Genomic DNA, 25,514 nt, shown 5'->3' with positions numbered 1-25,514 from the left:
TGTTGCTCTCCAATCTGAGACAGGGACTGTTGGCCTAGATACAGGGAATCAGGAATATTCCACAGATGGTGGTTTGACTTGGACGAGTGTGTCAGCTGGCGTGAATGTTCCAGCAGGTTTAGATAGTTTCTTGGTTCGCGTTAATACCATCAATGATGGCTTAATCGAGGGTGATGAAACGGTAGTGTTGTCCGCCTCCACAGGTCAAAACGTCACAGCAGTGACAGGCACAGGCACGATCACGGATGGCGCAGTGCCTACGATCAGCTTGAGTGGTCCAATTGATGTGAACGAAGCGGCAGGTACGATCACATACACGGTGAGCTTGAGCAGTGCGAGCCCAGCGAGTGTGAGTGTCGACTATGGCACCGCGAATGGCACAGCGATTGCTGGTAGCGACTTTACTGCATCGACAGGTACCTTGACGTTTGCCCCAGGCGAAACGACCAAGACCTTCACGGTCACGATCAACAATGACGCGGTGTTTGAAGGCGCAGAGAATTTCCAAGTGAATTTGAGCAGCCCAAGCAATGCGACGATTGCCGCGGGTAGTGTGACGACCACGATCCATGATGATGGAACGGGTACAGGCGGTGGTGATGATGACCGCTTGGTTGTGACCTCCGTCAGCAGTCCAACTGTGGGCGAAGGCGGCAACTTAGTCTTCACAGTGAACTTGAGTGGCACCAGCACCACGGCAACGAATGTCAGTGTGACACCAAGTTCCGGTACAGCGACATTGGGTACCGATACAGGCGCTCAAGAGTATTCAACGGATGGTGTGAACTGGAACCCATTGACCGGTAGTGTCAGCGTTCCAGCAGGTAGCAGCAGCTTCCAAGTACGTGTTGCGACAATCAACGACGGTGTGATCGAAGGCAGCGAAACAATCAGTTTGAGCGCAGCGACAGCTCAAAACGTCACAGCAGTGACAGGCACAGGCACGATCACGGATGGCGCAGTCCCTACGATCAGCTTGAGTGGTCCAATTGATGTGAACGAAGCGGCAGGTACGATCACATACACGGTGAGCTTGAGCAGTGCGAGTCCAGCGAGTGTGAGTGTGAACTATGGCACCGCGAATGGCACAGCGATTGCTGGTAGCGACTTTACTGCATCCACAGGTACCTTGACGTTTGCCCCAGGCGAAACGACCAAGACCTTCACGGTCACGATCAACAATGACGCGGTGTTTGAAGGCGCAGAGAATTTCCAAGTGAATTTGAGCAGCCCAAGCAATGCGACGATTGCCGCGGGTAGTGTGACGACCACGATCCATGATGATGGAACGGGTACAGGCGGTGGTGATGATGACCGCTTGGTTGTGACCTCCGTCAGCAGTCCAACGGTGGGCGAAGGCGGCAACTTAGTCTTCACAGTGAACTTGAGTGGCACCAGCACCACGGCAACGAATGTCAGTGTGACACCAAGTTCCGGTACAGCGACCTTGGGTACCGATACAGGCGCTCAAGAGTATTCAACGGATGGTGTGAACTGGAACCCATTGACCGGTAGTGTCAGCGTTCCAGCAGGTAGCAGCAGCTTCCAAGTACGTGTTGCGACAATCAACGACGGTGTGATCGAAGGCAGCGAAACAATCAGTTTGAGCGCAGCGACAGCTCAAAACGTCACAGCAGTGACAGGCACAGGCACGATCACGGATGGCGCAGTCCCTACGATCAGCTTGAGTGGTCCAATTGATGTGAACGAAGCGGCAGGTACGATCACATACACGGTGAGCTTGAGCAGTGCGAGTCCAGCGAGTGTGAGTGTGAACTATGGCACCGCGAATGGCACAGCGATTGCTGGTAGCGACTTTACTGCATCCACAGGTACCTTGACGTTTGCCCCAGGCGAAACGACCAAGACCTTCACGGTCACGATCAACAATGACGCGGTGTTTGAAGGCGCAGAGAATTTCCAAGTGAATTTGAGCAGCCCAAGCAATGCGACGATTGCCGCGGGTAGTGTGACGACCACGATCCATGATGATGGAACGGGTACAGGCGGTGGTGATGATGACACGCCAAGCTTGAGTGTTTCGAGCCCAGTTGTGTCTGAATCAGCAGGCTTCGCACAATTTACTGTGAGTTTGAGTAATGCAACAACGACCGCTACCACGGTAGGCTTGGCATTGGCCAATGGCAGTGCAACAGGCACAGGTGTTGATTACGGTAGTGCGACGGCGACGAATATTCAAGTATCGACCGATGGTGGCTTGAATTGGACTTCTGCGACGAGTGTAACAATCGCTGCGGGTTCGACGAGCGTCTTGGTACGTACGCCAATCACTAGTGATACGATCGACGAAATCGATGAGACTTTCACATTAACGGCGACACGTACGGCTGGCACGACAAGCAACGCATCCGCACTCGGTACAGCAACGATTACCGATGACGACGCAGCACCAACCATCAGTTCTGTGACAAGCGATACGCAAACTGAAGGTACGTCTTTGGTCCACACAGTGACTTTGACGAATGCGTCTTCCAGCAGCACGAGCTTCGCGTACACAATCGGCGGTGGTACAGCCACGAGTGGTACAGACTACGGCACACCAACGTTCTCGAACGGTGTGACTTTGGTCGGTGGTAACTTGATCGTTCCAGCTGGCGTGACGAGTTTCACGATCACCGTACCAAGTACGCAAGATACGATCGACGAGCCGAATGAAACCTACAACGTCAGCGTGGGTGGTGTGAGTGCGGTCGGTACGATCACTGATGATGATGCAGCACCAACGATCAGTTCTGTGACCAGCGATACACAGATCGAAGGTACGGCACTGGTCCATACAGTCACGTTGACGAACGCGTCTTCGAGCAGCACCAGCTTCGCCTACACAATCGGCGGTGGCACAGCCACAAGTGGCACGGACTACGGTACCCCAACGTTCTCGAATGGTGTGACTTTGGTGGGTGGTAACTTGATCGTTCCAGCGGGCGTGACGAGCTTCACGATCAATGTTCCAACAACAGATGATGCGGTCAGTGAATCTTCAGAAAACTACAACCTGAGCGTTGGTGGTGTCAGTGCGACAGGCACCATCACTGATAATGATGGTGTACCAAGTTTGAGCATCAATGACATCACCGTCAACGAAGCGGCAGGTACAGCGACCTTCACTGTGACGTTGTCGGCAGCCTCGGGTCAGACGGTATCGGTCGGTTTTAACACCAGCAATGGTACGGCGACGGCGGGTAGTGATTACATTAGTACAACCGACACTTTGACATTTGCACCAGGTACGACGACAAAAACAATTACCGTGAATATCGCAAATGACACGGTTTTCGAAGGTGCTGAGACTTTTAATGTCAATTTGGTTGCGCCAACAAATGCGATCATTTCTGATAATCAAGGCGTTGGAACTATTAAAGATGATGGCACTGGCGGTGGTGGCGGTGATGATGACCGCTTGGTTGTGACCTCCGTCAGCAGTCCAACTGTGGGCGAAGGCGGCAACTTAGTCTTCACAGTGAACTTGAGTGGCACCAGCACCACGGCAACGAATGTCAGTGTGACACCAAGTTCCGGTACAGCGACATTGGGTACCGATACAGGCGCTCAAGAGTATTCAACGGATGGTGTGAACTGGAACCCATTGACCGGTAGTGTCAGCGTTCCAGCAGGTAGCAGCAGCTTCCAAGTACGTGTTGCGACAATCAACGACGGTGTGATCGAAGGCAGCGAAACAATCAGCTTGAGCGCAGCGACAGCTCAAAATGTCACAGCAGTGACAGGCACAGGCACGATCACAGATGGCGCAGTCCCTACGATCAGCTTGAGTGGTCCAATTGATGTGAACGAAGCGGCAGGTACGATCACATACACGGTGAGCTTGAGCAGTGCGAGCCCAGCGAGTGTGAGTGTGAACTATGGCACCGCGAATGGCACAGCGATTGCTGGTAGCGACTTTACTGCATCGACAGGTACCTTGACGTTTGCCCCAGGCGAAACGACCAAGACCTTCACGGTCACGATCAACAACGACGCGGTGTTTGAAGGCGCAGAGAATTTCCAAGTGAATTTGAGCAGCCCAAGCAATGCGACGATTGCCGCGGGTAGTGTGACGACCACGATCCATGATGATGGAACGGGTACAGGCGGTGGTGATGATGACCGCTTGGTTGTGACCTCCGTCAGCAGTCCAACGGTGGGCGAAGGCGGCAACTTAGTCTTCACAGTGAACTTGAGTGGCACCAGCACCACGGCAACGAATGTCAGTGTGACACCAAGTTCCGGTACAGCGACCTTGGGTACCGATACAGGCGCCCAAGAATATTCCACAGACGGTGTGAACTGGAACCCATTGACCGGTAGTGTCAGTGTTCCAGCGGGTAGCAGCAGCTTCCAAGTCCGCATTGCGACGATCAACGATGGTGTGATCGAAGGCAGCGAAACCATCAGCTTGAGCGCAGCGACAGCTCAAAATGTCACAGCAGTGACAGGCACAGGTACGATCACAGATGGCGCAGTGCCGACGATCAGCTTGAGTGGCCCAATTGATGTGAACGAAGCCGCAGGTACGATCACATACACAGTGAGCTTGAGCAGTGCGAGTCCAGCGAGTGTGAGTGTCGACTATGGCACCGCGAACGGCACCGCGATTGCCGGTAGCGACTTCGCCGCATCCACAGGCACGTTGACGTTTGCTCCAGGTGAAACGACCAAGACCTTTACGGTCACGATCAACAACGACGCGGTGTTTGAAGGCGCAGAGAATTTCCAAGTGAATTTGAGCAGCCCAAGCAATGCGACGATTGCCGCGGGTAGTGTGACGACCACGATCCATGATGATGGAACGGGTACAGGCGGTGGTGATGATGACCGCTTGGTTGTGACCTCCGTCAGCAGTCCAACTGTGGGCGAAGGCGGCAACTTAGTCTTCACAGTGAACTTGAGTGGCACCAGCACCACGGCAACGAATGTCAGTGTGACACCAAGTTCCGGTACAGCGACATTGGGTACCGATACAGGCGCTCAAGAGTATTCAACGGATGGTGTGAACTGGAACCCATTGACCGGTAGTGTCAGCGTTCCAGCAGGTAGCAGCAGCTTCCAAGTACGTGTTGCGACAATCAACGACGGTGTGATCGAAGGCAGCGAAACAATCAGTTTGAGCGCAGCGACAGCTCAAAATGTCACAGCAGTGACAGGCACAGGTACGATCACAGATGGCGCAGTGCCGACGATCAGCTTGAGTGGCCCAATTGATGTGAACGAAGCCGCAGGTACGATCACATACACAGTGAGCTTGAGCAGTGCGAGTCCAGCGAGTGTGAGTGTCGACTATGGCACCGCGAACGGCACCGCGATTGCCGGTAGCGACTTCGCCGCATCCACAGGCACGTTGACGTTTGCTCCAGGTGAAACGACCAAGACCTTTACGGTCACGATCAACAACGACGCGGTGTTTGAAGGCGCAGAGAATTTCCAAGTGAATTTGAGCAGCCCAAGCAATGCGACGATTGCCGCGGGTAGTGTGACGACCACGATCCATGATGATGGAACGGGTACAGGCGGTGGTGATGATGACCGCTTGGTTGTGACCTCCGTCAGCAGTCCAACTGTGGGCGAAGGCGGCAACTTAGTCTTCACAGTGAACTTGAGTGGCACCAGCACCACGGCAACGAATGTCAGTGTGACACCAAGTTCCGGTACAGCGACATTGGGTACCGATACAGGCGCTCAAGAGTATTCAACGGATGGTGTGAACTGGAACCCATTGACCGGTAGTGTCAGCGTTCCAGCAGGTAGCAGCAGCTTCCAAGTACGTGTTGCGACAATCAACGACGGTGTGATCGAAGGCAGCGAAACAATCAGTTTGAGCGCAGCGACAGCTCAAAACGTCACAGCAGTGACAGGCACAGGCACGATCACGGATGGCGCAGTCCCTACGATCAGCTTGAGTGGTCCAATTGATGTGAACGAAGCGGCAGGTACGATCACATACACGGTGAGCTTGAGCAGTGCGAGTCCAGCGAGTGTGAGTGTGAACTATGGCACCGCGAATGGCACAGCGATTGCTGGTAGCGACTTTACTGCATCCACAGGTACCTTGACGTTTGCCCCAGGCGAAACGACCAAGACCTTCACGGTCACGATCAACAATGACGCGGTGTTTGAAGGCGCAGAGAATTTCCAAGTGAATTTGAGCAGCCCAAGCAATGCGACGATTGCCGCGGGTAGTGTGACGACCACGATCCATGATGATGGAACGGGTACAGGCGGTGGTGATGATGACCGCTTGGTTGTGACCTCCGTCAGCAGTCCAACGGTGGGCGAAGGCGGCAACTTAGTCTTCACAGTGAACTTGAGTGGCACCAGCACCACGGCAACGAATGTCAGTGTGACACCAAGTTCCGGTACAGCGACCTTGGGTACCGATACAGGCGCCCAAGAATATTCCACAGACGGTGTGAACTGGAATCCATTGACCGGTAGTGTCAGCGTTCCAGCAGGTAGTAGCAGCTTCCAAGTACGTGTTGCGACAATCAACGATGGTGTGATCGAAGGCAGCGAAACGATCAGCTTGAGCGCAGCGACAGCCCAGAACGTCACAGCAGTGACAGGCACAGGCACGATCACGGATGGCGCGGTGCCCACGATCAGCTTGAGTGGTCCAATTGATGTGAACGAAGCCGCGGGTACGATCACGTACACAGTGAGCTTGAGCAGTGCGAGCCCAGCGAGTGTGAGTGTCGACTATGGCACCGCGAATGGCACAGCGATTGCTGGTAGCGACTTTACTGCATCCACAGGTACCTTGACGTTTGCCCCAGGCGAAACGACCAAGACCTTCACGGTCACGATCAACAATGACGCGGTGTTTGAAGGCGCAGAGAATTTCCAAGTGAATTTGAGCAGCCCAAGCAATGCGACGATTGCCGCGGGTAGTGTGACGACCACGATCCATGATGATGGAACGGGTACAGGCGGTGGTGATGATGACCGCTTGGTGGTAACGAGTGTATCGAGCCCAACTGTAGGCGAAGGCGGCAACTTAGTCTTCACAGTGAACTTGAGTGGCACCAGCACCACGGCAACGAATGTTAGTGTGACACCAAGTTCCGGTACAGCGACCTTGGGTACCGATACAGGCGCTCAAGAGTATTCAACGGATGGTGTGAACTGGAACCCATTGACCGGTAGTGTCAGCGTTCCAGCAGGTAGCAGCAGCTTCCAAGTACGTGTTGCGACAATCAACGATGGCGTGATCGAAGGCAGCGAAACAATCAGTTTGAGCGCAGCGACAGCTCAAAACGTCACAGCAGTGACAGGCACAGGCACGATCACGGATGGCGCAGTCCCTACGATCAGCTTGAGTGGTCCAATTGATGTGAACGAAGCGGCAGGTACGATCACATACACGGTGAGCTTGAGCAGTGCGAGTCCAGCGAGTGTGAGTGTGAACTATGGCACCGCGAACGGTACCGCGATTGCTGGTAGCGACTTCGCAGCATCCACAGGCACTTTGACCTTTGCCCCAGGTGAAACTACCAAGACCTTCACGGTCACGATCAACAACGACGCGGTGTTTGAAGGCGCAGAGAATTTCCAAGTGAATTTGAGCAGCCCAAGCAATGCGACGATTGCCGCGGGTAGTGTGACGACCACGATCCATGATGATGGAACGGGTACAGGCGGTGGTGATGATGACCGCTTGGTTGTGACCTCCGTCAGCAGTCCAACGGTGGGCGAAGGCGGCAACTTAGTCTTCACAGTGAACTTGAGTGGCACCAGCACCACGGCAACGAATGTCAGTGTGACACCAAGTTCCGGTACAGCGACCTTGGGTACCGATACAGGCGCCCAAGAATATTCCACAGACGGTGTGAACTGGAATCCATTGACCGGTAGTGTCAGCGTTCCAGCAGGTAGTAGCAGCTTCCAAGTACGTGTTGCGACAATCAACGATGGTGTGATCGAAGGCAGCGAAACGATCAGCTTGAGCGCAGCGACAGCTCAAAACGTCACAGCAGTGACAGGCACAGGCACGATCACAGATGGCGCAGTGCCCACGATCAGCTTGAGTGGTCCAATTGATGTGAACGAAGCGGCAGGAACGATCACGTACACAGTGAGCTTGAGCAGTGCGAGCCCAGCGAGTGTGAGTGTCGACTATGGCACCGCGAATGGCACAGCGATTGCTGGTAGCGACTTTACTGCATCCACAGGTACCTTGACGTTTGCCCCAGGCGAAACGACCAAGACCTTCACGGTCACGATCAACAATGACGCGGTGTTTGAAGGCGCAGAGAATTTCCAAGTGAATTTGAGCAGCCCAAGCAATGCGACGATTGCCGCGGGTAGTGTGACGACCACGATCCATGATGATGGAACGGGTACAGGCGGTGGTGATGATGACCGCTTGGTGGTAACGAGTGTATCGAGCCCAACTGTAGGCGAAGGCGGCAACTTAGTCTTCACAGTGAACTTGAGTGGCACCAGCACCACGGCAACGAATGTTAGTGTGACACCAAGTTCCGGTACAGCGACCTTGGGTACCGATACAGGCGCTCAAGAGTATTCAACGGATGGTGTGAACTGGAACCCATTGACCGGTAGTGTCAGCGTTCCAGCAGGTAGCAGCAGCTTCCAAGTACGTGTTGCGACAATCAACGACGGTGTGATCGAAGGCAGCGAAACAATCAGTTTGAGCGCAGCGACAGCTCAAAACGTCACAGCAGTGACAGGCACAGGCACGATCACGGATGGCGCAGTCCCTACGATCAGCTTGAGTGGTCCAATTGATGTGAACGAAGCGGCAGGTACGATCACATACACGGTGAGCTTGAGCAGTGCGAGTCCAGCGAGTGTGAGTGTGAACTATGGCACCGCGAATGGCACAGCGATTGCTGGTAGCGACTTTACTGCATCCACAGGTACCTTGACGTTTGCCCCAGGCGAAACGACCAAGACCTTCACGGTCACGATCAACAATGACGCGGTGTTTGAAGGCGCAGAGAATTTCCAAGTGAATTTGAGCAGCCCAAGCAATGCGACGATTGCCGCGGGTAGCGTGACGACCACGATCCACGATGATGGTACAGGTACAGGCGGTGGTGATGATGACACGCCAAGCTTGAGTGTTTCGAGCCCAGTTGTGTCTGAATCAGCAGGCTTCGCACAATTTACTGTGAGTTTGAGTAATGCAACAACGACCGCTACCACGGTAGGCTTGGCATTGGCCAATGGCAGTGCAACAGGCACAGGTGTTGATTACGGTAGTGCGACGGCGACGAATATTCAAGTATCGACCGATGGTGGCTTGAATTTCGACGAGCGTCTTGGTACGTACGCCAATCACTAGTGATACGATCGACGAAATCGATGAGACTTTCACATTAACGGCGACACGTACGGCTGGCACGACAAGCAACGCATCCGCACTCGGTACAGCAACGATTACCGATGACGACGCAGCACCAACGATCAGTTCTGTGACAAGCGATACACAGACAGAAGGCACAGCACTGGTCCATACAGTGACCTTGACGAATGCGTCTTCCAGCAGCACCAGCTTCGCCTACACCATTGGCGGTGGCACAGCCACAAGTGGTACCGACTACGGTACACCAACGTTCTCGAACGGTGTGACTTTGGTCGGTGGTAACTTGATCGTTCCAGCCGGTGTGACGAGCTTCACGATCACCGTACCGAGTACGCAAGATACGATCGACGAAGCGAATGAAACCTACAACGTTAGTGTTGGTGGTGTGAGTGCTACAGGTACGATCACTGATGACGATGCCGCACCAACCATCAGTTCTGTGACAAGCGATACGCAGACAGAAGGCACAGCACTGGTCCACACAGTGACCTTGACGAACGCGTCTTCGAGCAGCACCAGCTTCGCCTACACAATCGGCGGTGGCACAGCCACAAGTGGCACGGACTACGGTACCCCAACGTTCTCGAATGGTGTGACTTTGGTCGGTGGTAACTTGATCGTTCCAGCCGGTGTAACCAGCTTCACGATCACGGTGCCAAGTACACAAGACACGATCGACGAACCGAATGAAACCTACAACGTCAGTGTCGGTGGTGTGAGCGCAGTCGGTACGATTACGGATGATGATGCAGCACCAACGATCAGTTCTGTGACAAGCGATACACAGACAGAAGGCACAGCACTGGTCCATACAGTGACCTTGACGAACGCGTCTTCGAGCAGTACCAGCTTCGCCTACACCATTGGCGGTGGCACAGCCACGAGTGGTACGGACTACGGCACACCAACGTTCTCGAACGGTGTGACGTTGGTCGGTGGTAACTTGATCGTTCCAGCCGGTGTAACCAGCTTCACGATCACGGTACCAAGTACACAAGATACGATCGACGAAGCGAATGAAACGTACAACGTCAGTGTCGGTGGTGTGAGCGCAGTCGGTACGATTACCGATGACGATGCCGCACCAACGATCAGTTCTGTCACAAGCGATACACAGACAGAAGGAACAGCACTGGTCCACACAGTGACCTTGACGAACGCGTCTTCCAGCAGCACCAGCTTCGCCTACACCATTGGCGGTGGCACAGCCACAAGTGGTACCGACTACGGTACACCAACGTTCTCGAACGGTGTGACTTTGGTCGGTGGTAACTTGATCGTTCCAGCCGGTGTGACGAGCTTCACGATCACAGTTCCGACAACAGATGATGTAGTCAGTGAATCATCAGAAAATTACAATGTGAGCGTTGGTGGCGTCAGTGCAACAGGCACGATCACTGATAATGATGGTGCACCAACGATCAGTTCTGTGACAAGCGATACACAGACAGAAGGCACAGCACTGGTCCATACAGTGACCTTGACGAATGCGTCTTCCAGCAGCACCAGCTTCGCCTACACCATTGGCGGTGGCACAGCCACAAGTGGTACCGACTACGGTACACCAACGTTCTCGAACGGTGTGACTTTGGTCGGTGGTAACTTGATCGTTCCAGCCGGTGTAACCAGCTTCACGATCACGGTACCAAGTACGCAAGATACGATCGACGAGCCGAATGAAACCTACAACGTCAGTGTCGGTGGTGTGAGCGCAGTCGGTACGGTTACCGATGACGACGCATCACCAACGATCAGTTCTGTGACAAGCGATACGCAGACAGAAGGCACAGCACTGGTCCACACAGTGACCTTGACGAATGCGTCTTCCAGCAGCACCAGCTTCGCCTACACCATTGGCGGTGGCACAGCCACAAGTGGTACCGACTACGGCACACCAACGTTCTCGAACGGTGTGACTTTGGTCGGTGGTAACTTGATCGTTCCAGCCGGTGTGACGAGCTTCACGATCACGGTACCAAGTACGCAAGATACGATCGACGAACCGAATGAAACCTACAACGTCAGTGTCGGTGGTGTGAGCGCAGTCGGTACGATTACCGATGACGACGCAGCACCAACGATCAGTTCTGTCACAAGCGATACGCAAACTGAAGGTACGTCTTTGGTCCACACCGTGACCTTGACGAACGCGTCTTCCAGCAGCACCAGCTTCGCCTACACCATTGGCGGTGGTACAGCCACAAGTGGCACAGACTACGGCACACCAACGTTCTCGAATGGTGTGACTTTGGTCGGTGGTAACTTGATCGTTCCGGCCGGTGTGACGAGCTTCACGATCACAGTTCCAAGTACACAAGACACGATCGACGAAGCGAATGAAACGTATAACGTCAGTGTCGGTGGTGTGAGCGCAGTCGGTACGATTACGGATGATGATGCAGCACCAACGATCAGTTCTGTGACCAGCGATACACAGACAGAAGGCACAGCACTGGTCCACACAGTGACCTTGACGAACGCGTCTTCCAGCAGCACCAGCTTCGCCTACACAATCGGTGGTGGTACAGCCACGAGTGGCACAGACTACGGCACACCAACGTTCTCGAATGGTGTGACGTTGGTCGGTGGTAACTTGATCGTTCCAGCAGGCGTGACGAGTTTCACGATTACAGTTCCGACAACAGATGATGTAGTCAGTGAATCATCAGAAAATTACAATGTGAGCGTTGGTGGTGTCAGTGCAACAGGCACGATCACTGATAATGATGGTGCACCAACGATCAGTTCTGTGACAAGCGATACACAGACAGAAGGCACAGCACTGGTCCATACAGTGACCTTGACGAATGCGTCTTCCAGCAGCACCAGCTTCGCCTACACCATTGGCGGTGGCACAGCCACAAGTGGTACCGACTACGGTACACCAACGTTCTCGAACGGTGTGACTTTGGTCGGTGGTAACTTGATCGTTCCAGCCGGTGTGACGAGCTTCACGATCACCGTACCGAGTACGCAAGATACGATCGACGAAGCGAATGAAACCTACAACGTTAGTGTTGGTGGTGTGAGTGCTACAGGTACGATCACTGATGACGATGCCGCACCAACCATCAGTTCTGTGACAAGCGATACGCAGACAGAAGGCACAGCACTGGTCCACACAGTGACCTTGACGAACGCGTCTTCGAGCAGCACCAGCTTCGCCTACACAATCGGCGGTGGCACAGCCACAAGTGGCACGGACTACGGTACCCCAACGTTCTCGAATGGTGTGACTTTGGTCGGTGGTAACTTGATCGTTCCAGCCGGTGTAACCAGCTTCACGATCACGGTGCCAAGTACACAAGACACGATCGACGAACCGAATGAAACCTACAACGTCAGTGTCGGTGGTGTGAGCGCAGTCGGTACGATTACGGATGATGATGCAGCACCAACGATCAGTTCTGTGACAAGCGATACACAGACAGAAGGCACAGCACTGGTCCATACAGTGACCTTGACGAACGCGTCTTCGAGCAGTACCAGCTTCGCCTACACCATTGGCGGTGGCACAGCCACGAGTGGTACGGACTACGGCACACCAACGTTCTCGAACGGTGTGACGTTGGTCGGTGGTAACTTGATCGTTCCAGCCGGTGTAACCAGCTTCACGATCACGGTACCAAGTACACAAGATACGATCGACGAAGCGAATGAAACGTACAACGTCAGTGTCGGTGGTGTGAGCGCAGTCGGTACGATTACCGATGACGATGCCGCACCAACGATCAGTTCTGTCACAAGCGATACACAGACAGAAGGAACAGCACTGGTCCACACAGTGACCTTGACGAACGCGTCTTCCAGCAGCACCAGCTTCGCCTACACCATTGGCGGTGGCACAGCCACGAGTGGCACAGACTACGGCACACCAACGTTCTCGAATGGTGTGACTTTGGTCGGTGGTAACTTGATCGTTCCGGCCGGTGTGACGAGCTTCACGATCACGGTGCCAAGTACACAAGACACGATCGACGAAGCGAATGAAACGTATAACGTCAGTGTCGGTGGTGTGAGCGCAGTCGGTACGATTACGGATGACGATGCCGCACCAACGATCAGTTCTGTCACAAGCGATACACAGACAGAAGGAACAGCACTGGTCCATACAGTGACCTTAACGAACGCGTCTTCCAGCAGCACCAGCTTCGCCTACACCATTGGCGGTGGCACAGCCACAAGTGGCACAGACTACGGCACCCCAACGTTCTCGAATGGTGTGACGTTGGTCGGTGGTAACTTGATCGTTCCGGCCGGTGTGACCAGCTTCACGATCACAGTTCCAAGTACACAAGACACGATCGACGAAGCGAATGAAACGTATAACGTCAGTGTCGGTGGTGTGAGCGCAGTCGGTACGATTACCGATGACGATGCCGCACCAACGATCAGTTCTGTGACCAGCGATACGCAGACAGAAGGCACAGCACTGGTCCACACAGTGACCTTGACGAACGCGTCTTCCAGCAGCACCAGCTTCGCCTACACAATCGGTGGTGGTACAGCCACGAGTGGCACAGACTACGGCACACCAACGTTCTCGAATGGTGTGACGTTGGTCGGTGGTAACTTGATCGTTCCAGCAGGCGTGACGAGTTTCACGATCACAGTTCCGACAGCAGATGATGTAGTCAGTGAATCATCAGAAAATTACAATGTGAGCGTTGGTGGTGTCAGTGCAACAGGCACGATCACTGATAATGATGGTGCACCAACGATCAGTTCTGTGACAAGCGATACACAGACAGAAGGCACAGCACTGGTCCATACAGTGACCTTAACGAACGCGTCTTCCAGCAGCACCAGCTTCGCCTACACCATTGGCGGTGGTACAGCCACAAGTGGCACAGACTACGGCACACCAACGTTCTCGAATGGTGTGACTTTGGTCGGTGGTAACTTGATCGTTCCGGCCGGTGTGACGAGCTTCACGATCACAGTTCCAAGTACACAAGACACGATCGACGAAGCGAATGAAACGTATAACGTCAGTGTCGGTGGTGTGAGCGCAGTCGGTACGATTACGGATGATGATGCAGCACCAACGATCAGTTCTGTGACCAGCGATACACAGACAGAAGGCACAGCACTGGTCCACACAGTGACCTTGACGAACGCGTCTTCCAGCAGCACCAGCTTCGCCTACACAATCGGTGGTGGTACAGCCACGAGTGGCACAGACTACGGCACACCAACGTTCTCGAATGGTGTGACGTTGGTCGGTGGTAACTTGATCGTTCCAGCAGGCGTGACGAGTTTCACGATTACAGTTCCGACAACAGATGATGTAGTCAGTGAATCATCAGAAAATTACAATGTGAGCGTTGGTGGTGTCAGTGCAACAGGCACGATCACTGATAATGATGGTGCACCAACGATCAGTTCTGTGACAAGCGATACACAGACAGAAGGCACAGCACTGGTCCATACAGTGACCTTGACGAATGCGTCTTCCAGCAGCACCAGCTTCGCCTACACCATTGGCGGTGGCACAGCCACAAGTGGTACCGACTACGGTACACCAACGTTCTCGAACGGTGTGACTTTGGTCGGTGGTAACTTGATCGTTCCAGCCGGTGTGACGAGCTTCACGATCACCGTACCGAGTACGCAAGATACGATCGACGAAGCGAATGAAACCTACAACGTTAGTGTTGGTGGTGTGAGTGCTACAGGTACGATCACTGATGACGATGCCGCACCAACCATCAGTTCTGTGACAAGCGATACGCAGACAGAAGGCACAGCACTGGTCCACACAGTGACCTTGACGAACGCGTCTTCGAGCAGCACCAGCTTCGCCTACACAATCGGCGGTGGCACAGCCACAAGTGGCACGGACTACGGTACCCCAACGTTCTCGAATGGTGTGACTTTGGTCGGTGGTAACTTGATCGTTCCAGCCGGTGTAACCAGCTTCACGATCACGGTGCCAAGTACACAAGACACGATCGACGAACCGAATGAAACCTACAACGTCAGTGTCGGTGGTGTGAGCGCAGTCGGTACGATTACGGATGATGATGCAGCACCAACGATCAGTTCTGTGACAAGCGATACACAGACAGAAGGCACAGCACTGGTCCATACAGTGACCTTGACGAACGCGTCTTCGAGCAGTACCAGCTTCGCCTACACCATTGGCGGTGGCACAGCCACGAGTGGTACGGACTACGGCACACCAACGTTCTCGAACGGTGTGACGTTGGTCGGTGGTAACTTGATCGTTCCAGCCGGTGTAACCAGCTTCACGATCACGGTACCAAGTACACAAGATACGATCGACGAAGCGAATGAAACGTACAACGTCAGTGTCGGTGGTGTGAGCGCAGTCGGTACGATTACCGATGACGATGCCGCACCAACGATCAGTTCTGTCACAAGCGATACACAGACAGAAGGAACAGCACTGGTCCACACAGTGACCTTGACGAACGCGTCTTCCAGCAGCACCAGCTTCGCCTACACCATTGGCGGTGGCACAGCCACGAGTGGCACAGACTACGGCACACCAACGTTCTCGAATGGTGTGACTTTGGTCGGTGGTAACTTGATCGTTCCGGCCGGTGTGACGAGCTTCACGATCACGGTGCCAAGTACACAAGACACGATCGACGAAGCGAATGAAACGTATAACGTCAGTGTCGGTGGTGTGAGCGCAGTCGGTACGATTACGGATGACGATGCCGCACCAACGATCAGTTCTGTCACAAGCGATACACAGACAGAAGGAACAGCACTGGTCCATACAGTGACCTTAACGAACGCGTCTTCCAGCAGCACCAGCTTCGCCTACACCATTGGCGGTGGCACAGCCACAAGTGGCACAGACTACGGCACCCCAACGTTCTCGAATGGTGTGACGTTGGTCGGTGGTAACTTGATCGTTCCGGCCGGTGTGACCAGCTTCACGATCACAGTTCCAAGTACACAAGACACGATCGACGAAGCGAATGAAACCTACAACGTTAGTGTTGGTGGTGTGAGTGCTACAGGTACGATCACTGATGACGATGCCGCACCAACGATCAGTTCTGTGACGAGTGATACGCAAACTGAAGGTACGTCTTTGGTCCACACAGTGACCTTGACGAACGCTTCTTCCAGCAGCACCAGCTTCGCGTACACCATTGGCGGTGGTACAGCCACAAGCGGCACGGACTACGGTACACCAACGTTCTCGAATGGTGTGACTTTGGTCGGTGGTAACTTGATCGTTCCAGCCGGTGTAACCAGCTTCACAATCACGGTACCAAGTACACAAGATACGATCGACGAACCGAATGAAACTTACAACGTCAGTGTCGGTGGTGTGAGCGCAGTCGGTACGATTACGGATGACGATGCCGCACCAACGATCAGTTCTGTGACAAGCGATACACAGACAGAAGGCACAGCACTGGTCCATACAGTGACCTTAACGAACGCGTCTTCCAGCAGCACCAGCTTCGCGTACACCATTGGCGGTGGCACAGCCACAAGTGGCACAGACTACGGCACACCAACGTTCTCGAATGGTGTGACTTTGGTCGGTGGTAACTTGATCGTTCCAGCGGGCGTGACGAGCTTCACGATCACGGTACCAAGTACACAAGATACGATCGACGAAGCGAATGAAACGTATAACGTCAGTGTCGGTGGTGTGAGCGCAGTCGGTACGATTACCGATGACGACGCAGCACCAACGATCAGTTCTGTGACAAGCGATACACAGACAGAAGGCACAGCACTGGTCCACACAGTGACCTTGACGAACGCTTCTTCCAGCAGCACCAGCTTCGCGTACACCATTGGCGGTGGTACAGCCACAAGTGGTACCGACTACGGTACACCAACGTTCTCGAACGGTGTGACTTTGGTGGGGGGTAACTTGATCGTTCCAGCCGGTGTGACGAGCTTCACGATCACCGTACCAAGTACGCAAGATACGATCGACGAAGCGAATGAAACCTACAACGTTAGTGTTGGTGGTGTGAGTGCTACAGGTGCGATCACTGATGACGATGCCGCACCAACGATCAGTTCTGTGACGAGTGATACGCAAACTGAAGGTACGTCTTTGGTCCACACAGTGACCTTGACGAACGCTTCTTCCAGCAGCACCAGCTTCGCGTACACCATTGGCGGTGGTACAGCCACAAGCGGCACGGACTACGGTACACCAACGTTCTCGAATGGTGTGACTTTGGTCGGTGGTAACTTGATCGTTCCAGCCGGTGTAACCAGCTTCACAATCACGGTACCAAGTACACAAGATACGATCGACGAACCGAATGAAACTTACAACGTCAGTGTCGGTGGTGTGAGCGCAGTCGGTACGATTACGGATGACGATGCCGCACCAACGATCAGTTCTGTGACAAGCGATACACAGACAGAAGGCACAGCACTGGTCCATACAGTGACCTTAACGAACGCGTCTTCCAGCAGCACCAGCTTCGCGTACACAATCGGTGGTGGTACAGCCACGAGTGGCACAGACTACGGCACACCAACGTTCTCGAATGGTGTGACTTTGGTGGGTGGTAACTTGATCGTTCCAGCCGGTGTGACGAGCTTCACGATCACGGTACCAAGTACACAAGACACGATCGACGAAGCGAATGAAACGTATAACGTCAGTGTCGGTGGTGTGAGCGCAGTCGGTACGATTACCGATGACGACGCAGCACCAACGATCAGTTCTGTGACCAGCGATACACAGACAGAAGGCACAGCACTGGTCCACACAGTGACCTTGACGAACACGTCTTCCAGCAGCACCAGCTTCGCCTACACCATTGGCGGTGGCACAGCCACGAGTGGTACGGACTACGGCACACCAACGTTCTCGAATGGTGTGACTTTGGTCGGTGGTAACTTGATCGTTCCAGCCGGTGTGACGAGCTTCACGATCACAGTTCCGACAACAGATGATGTAGTCAGTGAATCATCAGAAAATTACAATGTGAGCGTTGGTGGCGTCAGTGCAACAGGCACGATCACTGATAATGATGGTGCACCAAGCTTGAGTATCAACGACATCACCGTCAACGAAGCAGCAGGTACAGCGACCTTCACGGTGACGCTGTCGGCAGCCTCAGGTCAGACGGTATCGGTCGGTTATAACACCAGCAATGGTACGGCGACAGCGGGTAGTGATTACACTAGCACGACAGGCACTTTGACGTTTGCTCCAGGTGTGACGACGCAGACGATTACAGTCAATATCGCCAACGATGCGCCAGCGATCTTTGAAGGCGCAGAAACCTTCAACGTGAATTTGGTGACACCGACGAATGCGACGATTGCCGACAACCTTGGTGTCGGTACGATCAGAGATGATGGTACGGGCACAGGTGGTACGGACAACGACACACCGACCTTGTCAGTTTCCAGCCCAACGGTTGCAGAAAGTGCGGGCTTTGCACAATTCACAATCAGCTTGAACAATGCATCGACGACCGCAACGACCGTCAGCTTAGCCTTGGCCAACGGCACCGCGACCGGCACAGGTACGGACTACGGCAGTGGCACAGCGACTAACTTGCAGGTATCGACCGACGGTGGTTTGAACTGGACTAACGCAACGACAGCGACGATTGCTGCTGGTGCGACCAGTGTCTTGGTACGGACGCCGATCACAGAAGATACCTTGGATGAGATCGACGAAACCTTCACCTTGACGGCAACGCGCACGGCAGGCACGACGACCAATGCATCGGCGGTAGGAACTGCGACGATCACGGACAATGACGCAACACCAAGCCTGAGCATCAATGACATCACTGTCAATGAAGCAGCAGGTACAGCGACCTTCACGGTGACCTTGTCGGCGGCCTCTGGTCAGACAGTCACAGTGGGTTACAACACCAGCAACGGTACGGCGACGGCGGGTAGTGATTACACTAGCACGACAGGCACTTTGACGTTTGCTCCAGGGGTGACCACGCAGACAATTACGGTGAATATCGCGAACGATGCGCCAGCGATCTTTGAAGGCGCAGAAACCTTCAACGTGAATTTGGTGACACCGACGAATGCGACGATTGCCGACAACCTTGGTGTCGGTACGATCAGAGATGATGGTACGGGCACAGGTGGTACGGACAACGACACACCGACCTTGTCAGTTTCCAGCCCAACGGTTGCAGAAAGTGCGGGCTTTGCACAATTCACAATCAGCTTGAACAATGCATCGACGACCGCAACGACCGTCAGCTTAGCCTTGGCCAACGGCACCGCGACCGGCACAGGTACGGACTACGGCAGTGGCACAGCGACTAACTTGCAGGTATCGACCGACGGTGGTTTGAACTGGACTAACGCAACGACAGCGACGATTGCTGCTGGTGCGACCAGTGTCTTGGTACGGACGCCGATCACAGAAGATACCTTGGATGAGATCGACGAAACCTTCACCTTGACGGCAACGCGCACGGCAGGCACGACGACCAATGCATCGGCGGTAGGAACTGCGACGATCACGGACAATGACGCAACACCAAGCCTGAGCATCAATGACATCACTGTCAATGAAGCAGCAGGTACAGCGACCTTCACGGTGACCTTGTCGGCGGCCTCTGGTCAGACAGTCACAGTGGGTTACAACACCAGCAACGGTACGGCGACGGCGGGTAGTGATTACACTAGCACGACAGGCACTTTGACGTTTGCTCCAGGGGTGACCACGCAGACAATTACGGTGAATATCGCGAACGATGCGCCAGCGATCTTTGAAGGCGCAGAAACCTTCAACGTGAATTTGGTGACACCGACGAATGCGACGATTGCCGACAACCTTGGTGTCGGTACGATCAGAGATGATGGTACGGGCACAGGTGGTACGGACAACGACACACCGACCTTGTCAGTTTCCAGCCCAACGGTTGCAGAAAGTGCGGGCTTTGCACAATTCACAATCAGCTTGAACAATGCATCGACGACCGCAACGACCGTCAGCTTAGCCTTGGCCAACGGCACCGCGACCGGCACAGGTACGGACTACGGCAGTGGCACAGCGACTAACTTGCAGGTATCGACCGACGGTGGTTTGAACTGGACTAACGCAACGACAGCGACGATTGCTGCTGGTGCGACCAGTGTCTTGGTACGGACGCCGATCACAGAAGATACCTTGGATGAGATCGACGAAACCTTCACCTTGACGGCAACGCGCACGGCAGGCACGACGACCAATGCATCGGCGGTAGGAACTGCGACGATCACGGACAATGACGCAACACCAAGCCTGAGCATCAATGACATCACTGTCAATGAAGCAGCAGGTACAGCGACCTTCACGGTGACCTTGTCGGCGGCCTCTGGTCAGACAGTCACAGTGGGTTACAACACCAGCAACGGTACGGCGACGGCGGGTAGTGATTACACTAGCACGACAGGCACTTTGACGTTTGCTCCAGGGGTGACCACGCAGACAATTACGGTGAATATCGCGAACGATGCGCCAGCGATCTTTGAAGGCGCAGAAACCTTCAACGTGAATTTGGTGACACCGACGAATGCGACGATTGCCGACAACCTTGGTGTCGGTACGATCAGAGATGATGGTACGGGCACAGGTGGTACGGACAACGACACACCGACCTTGTCAGTTTCCAGCCCAACGGTTGCAGAAAGTGCGGGCTTTGCACAATTCACAATCAGCTTGAACAATGCATCGACGACCGCAACGACCGTCAGCTTAGCCTTGGCCAACGGCACCGCGACCGGCACAGGTACGGACTACGGCAGTGGCACAGCGACTAACTTGCAGGTATCGACCGACGGTGGTTTGAACTGGACTAACGCAACGACAGCGACGATTGCTGCTGGTGCGACCAGTGTCTTGGTACGGACGCCGATCACAGAAGATACCTTGGATGAGATCGACGAAACCTTCACCTTGACGGCAACGCGCACGGCAGGCACGACGACCAATGCATCGGCGGTAGGAACTGCGACGATCACGGACAATGACGCAACACCAAGCCTGAGCATCAATGACATCACTGTCAATGAAGCAGCAGGTACAGCGACCTTCACGGTGACCTTGTCGGCGGCCTCTGGTCAGACAGTCACAGTGGGTTACAACACCAGCAACGGTACGGCGACGGCGGGTAGTGATTACACTAGCACGACAGGCACTTTGACGTTTGCTCCAGGGGTGACCACGCAGACAATTACGGTGAATATCGCGAACGATGCGCCAGCGATCTTTGAAGGCGCAGAAACCTTCAACGTGAATTTGGTGACACCGACGAATGCGACGATTGCCGACAACCTTGGTGTCGGTACGATCAGAGATGATGGTACGGGCACAGGTGGTACGGACAACGACACACCGACCTTGTCAGTTTCCAGCCCAACGGTTGCAGAAAGTGCGGGCTTTGCACAATTCACAATCAGCTTGAACAATGCATCGACGACCGCAACGACCGTCAGCTTAGCCTTGGCCAACGGCACCGCGACCGGCACAGGTACGGACTACGGCAGTGGCACAGCGACTAACTTGCAGGTATCGACCGACGGTGGTTTGAACTGGACTAACGCAACGACAGCGACGATTGCTGCTGGTGCGACCAGTGTCTTGGTACGGACGCCGATCACAGAAGATACCTTGGATGAGATCGACGAAACCTTCACCTTGACGGCAACGCGCACGGCAGGCACGACGACCAATGCATCGGCGGTAGGAACTGCGACGATCACGGACAATGACGCAACACCAAGCCTGAGCATCAATGACATCACTGTCAATGAAGCAGCAGGTACAGCGACCTTCACGGTGACCTTGTCGGCGGCCTCTGGTCAGACAGTCACAGTGGGTTACAACACCAGCAACGGTACGGCGACGGCGGGTAGTGATTACACTAGCACGACAGGCACTTTGACGTTTGCTCCAGGGGTGACCACGCAGACAATTACGGTGAATATCGCGAACGATGCGCCAGCGATCTTTGAAGGCGCAGAAACCTTCAACGTGAATTTGGTGACACCGACGAATGCGACGATTGCCGACAACCTTGGTGTCGGTACGATCAGAGATGATGGTACGGGCACAGGTGGTACGGACAACGACACACCGACCTTGTCAGTTTCCAGCCCAACGGTTGCAGAAAGTGCGGGCTTTGCACAATTCACAATCAGCTTGAACAATGCATCGACGACCGCAACGACCGTCAGCTTAGCCTTGGCCAACGGCACCGCGACCGGCACAGGTACGGACTACGGCAGTGGCACAGCGACTAACTTGCAGGTATCGACCGACGGTGGTTTGAACTGGACTAACGCAACGACAGCGACGATTGCTGCTGGTGCGACCAGTGTCTTGGTACGGACGCCGATCACAGAAGATACCTTGGATGAGATCGACGAAACCTTCACCTTGACGGCAACGCGCACGGCAGGCACGACGACCAATGCATCGGCGGTAGGAACTGCGACGATCACGGACAATGACGCAACACCAAGCCTGAGCATCAATGACATCACTGTCAATGAAGCAGCAGGTACAGCGACCTTCACGGTGACCTTGTCGGCGGCCTCTGGTCAGACAGTCACAGTGGGTTACAACACCAGCAATGGTACGGCGACAGCGGGTAGTGATTACACTAGCACGACAGGCACTTTGACGTTTGCTCCAGGTGTGACGACGCAGACGATTACAGTCAATATCGCCAACGATGCGCCAGCGATCTTTGAAGGCGCAGAAACCTTCAACGTGAATTTGGTGACACCGACGAATGCGACGATTGCCGACAACCTTGGTGTCGGTACGATCAGAGATGATGGTACGGGCACAGGTGGTACGGACAACGACACACCGACCTTGTCAGTTTCCAGCCCAACGGTTGCAGAAAGTGCGGGCTTTGCACAATTCACAATCAGCTTGAACAATGCATCGACGACCGCAACGACCGTCAGCTTAGCCTTGGCCAACGGCACCGCGACCGGCACAGGTACGGACTACGGCAGTGGCACAGCGACTAACTTGCAGGTATCGACCGACGGTGGTTTGAACTGGACTAACGCAACGACAGCGACGATTGCTGCTGGTGCGACCAGTGTCTTGGTACGGACGCCGATCGTTGAGGATACTCTGATCGAAACGTCTGAGACCTTCACATTAACAGCAACCCGCACCGCGGGAACAACGACTAATGCTTCGGCCTTGGGTACAGCAACGATTACTGACAACGATTTTGCACCAGTTGCTGCGAATGGCTCAGTCTATATTAATGAGGATGCAGCTTCAGTAATTACTGGTGCCGGTAGTGTCATTGGTGGTACGTATCTGTTTGGCTGGAATGATTTCGGAATTACTGATGCGAATGCAGGTGACACGCTCAGTGTGAAGATCATGTCTTTGCCAGCGAACGGAACCTTGCAATTCTTTAATGGCGCATCTTGGGTTGCTGTCGTTGCAGGCACAACGACGTTGACACAGGCGCAGATTGGTTCCAACAGCTTACGCTTTGTGCCCGCTGCAAATCAGTCGGGCGACAGCAGTTTTGCTAGTGCTGGTGTTGGTAACTTGAAGAACGATTACGCGACATTTACGTATCAAGGTGTTGATGCTGCCGGTCACACGAGTTCTACAGCGACTTTGACGGTCGACGTGAAACCTGTGGCGGACACACCTACAGTTTCGACAACCAACTTTACTAAAGCGACTTTGTTCACAACGTCTTGGGAGGCTGCAGATACCGGAATTGCTCAAACGACTTTGAATCCGAACACAACCTCGACTGCATACACAACAACCACAACTTTGAGTGGATGGACTCGTGTTGATACGCCAGATAACTTCGCTGGTGGTACGAACTCCTTCGAAATCTGGTCAGCCGGCGATACGATCACGGGTCAAAACGGTACTGGCTACACGATCGCAACAGGCGCTCCAGGCGGCGGTACGAACTGGTTGGAATTGAACAACGCAGATGCAGCAGGCGCGCTGATCCAGACCTTAGGTATTTCACGAAATGTGACAACAGTTGCAGGTCATGTTTATGACTTGTCTCTGTATTATGCTGGACGTAATGGGTTCTCAACTGACTTTACCCGCATGACGGTCTATGTTGATGGCGTTAAAGTGGCAAGCTACGCAAGCAGCAGTCCAAACGATGCACTCAATTGGGAGAACCTGCACTTTAGTTTCGTGGGTACCGGCGCATCTCAACAGATCAGAATCGTTACTGATCCTATTCAGTACAATTCGAGTGGTCGTGGTGCAATGATCGATAACATCACATTGACTGAAATGCAGGGTATGTTGGCAGGTAACGCAGTGTCCGGAACAAGGACAGAAATTGCCTTGTCTAGCTATGTATCAGGTGCATTAAGTGACACGGATGGATCTGAAGTCTTGAGTTACACATTCACGAACTTGCCGGCTGGTGCAAACATTATCACGGCAGCTCATCCATCTGGATTTACTGTGGTCGGCGGAAGTGTTACCGTACCAGGCGCAGAGTTGGCATCCGCCAAACTGCAACTGTTATCGACTTATAGCGGTGATTTGACTCTGGGTGTCACAGCAGTGGCGACAGAGCCAAATGCAAGTACGGCTAGCTCAACAAGTGCAAACGTGACGTTCACCATCCTCTCTGGAATGGGGGCTGATGGATATGATTATGTCTATGGTAATAACGTCGGTTTGGTAGCTACACCAAATAATGCCAACACCTTGAACGGTGGTGCTAATAACGATTGGATGTCTGGTGGCGCGGGTAATGATACTTTGGTTGGTAACGGCGGCAACGATGTATTGATCGGTGGTCAAGGTAGCGATAGCTTGACTGGCAGTGCAGGTGCCGATACGTTCAAATGGTCCTTGAACGATAATGGTACTAACGCAGCGCAAGCCATCGATACGATCTCAGATTTTGCGACCGGGACATATGCATCTGGTGGTGATCGTCTGGATCTGCGTGATCTCTTGTCTGGTGAAAGTGCAGCAACACTTGATAAGTTTATTCACTTCAGCTGGAATGGTACCAACACCACGGCCTTCATCAGTGCGACCGGCGCGTTCACCGCTGGACATGCTGTTGGTGGAACGTTCACCGATGTGACCAACAATAGCGTGCAACAAATTGTGTTCGCTGGCGTTAATTTGACGTCTGGCTTCACAACCGATCTGCAAGTGATTAACGATTTGATTTCTAAAGGAAAACTTGTTACTGACTAA

Annotated in this window: 2 protein-coding genes (1 of these 2 only partly in view); both read left to right on the top strand. The window is 53.8% G+C overall.

What is annotated here, in order from left to right; translation table 11 throughout:
- Positions 1–9,319, top strand: partial view of a Calx-beta domain-containing protein gene (locus RF679_RS12445; RefSeq protein WP_309480953.1) — the 3' portion only. It extends 3,443 nt beyond the left edge of the window; 9,319 of the gene's 12,762 nt are visible here — the last part of the coding sequence; its start codon lies off the left edge, out of view; the stop codon is at positions 9,317–9,319.
- Entirely contained in the window at positions 9,297–25,514 is a 16,218-nt protein-coding gene (locus RF679_RS12440; RefSeq protein ID WP_309480952.1) for a Calx-beta domain-containing protein, read from the top strand. The genes RF679_RS12445 and RF679_RS12440 overlap by 23 nt, the downstream gene beginning before the upstream one ends.

Origin of the sequence: Undibacterium cyanobacteriorum, assembly GCF_031326225.1 — a bacterium.
Lineage (GTDB): Bacteria > Pseudomonadota > Gammaproteobacteria > Burkholderiales > Burkholderiaceae_D > Undibacterium > Undibacterium cyanobacteriorum.
The sequence above is the reverse complement of the archived record's forward strand: the minus strand, read 5'-3'. Positions and strand labels throughout refer to the sequence as shown.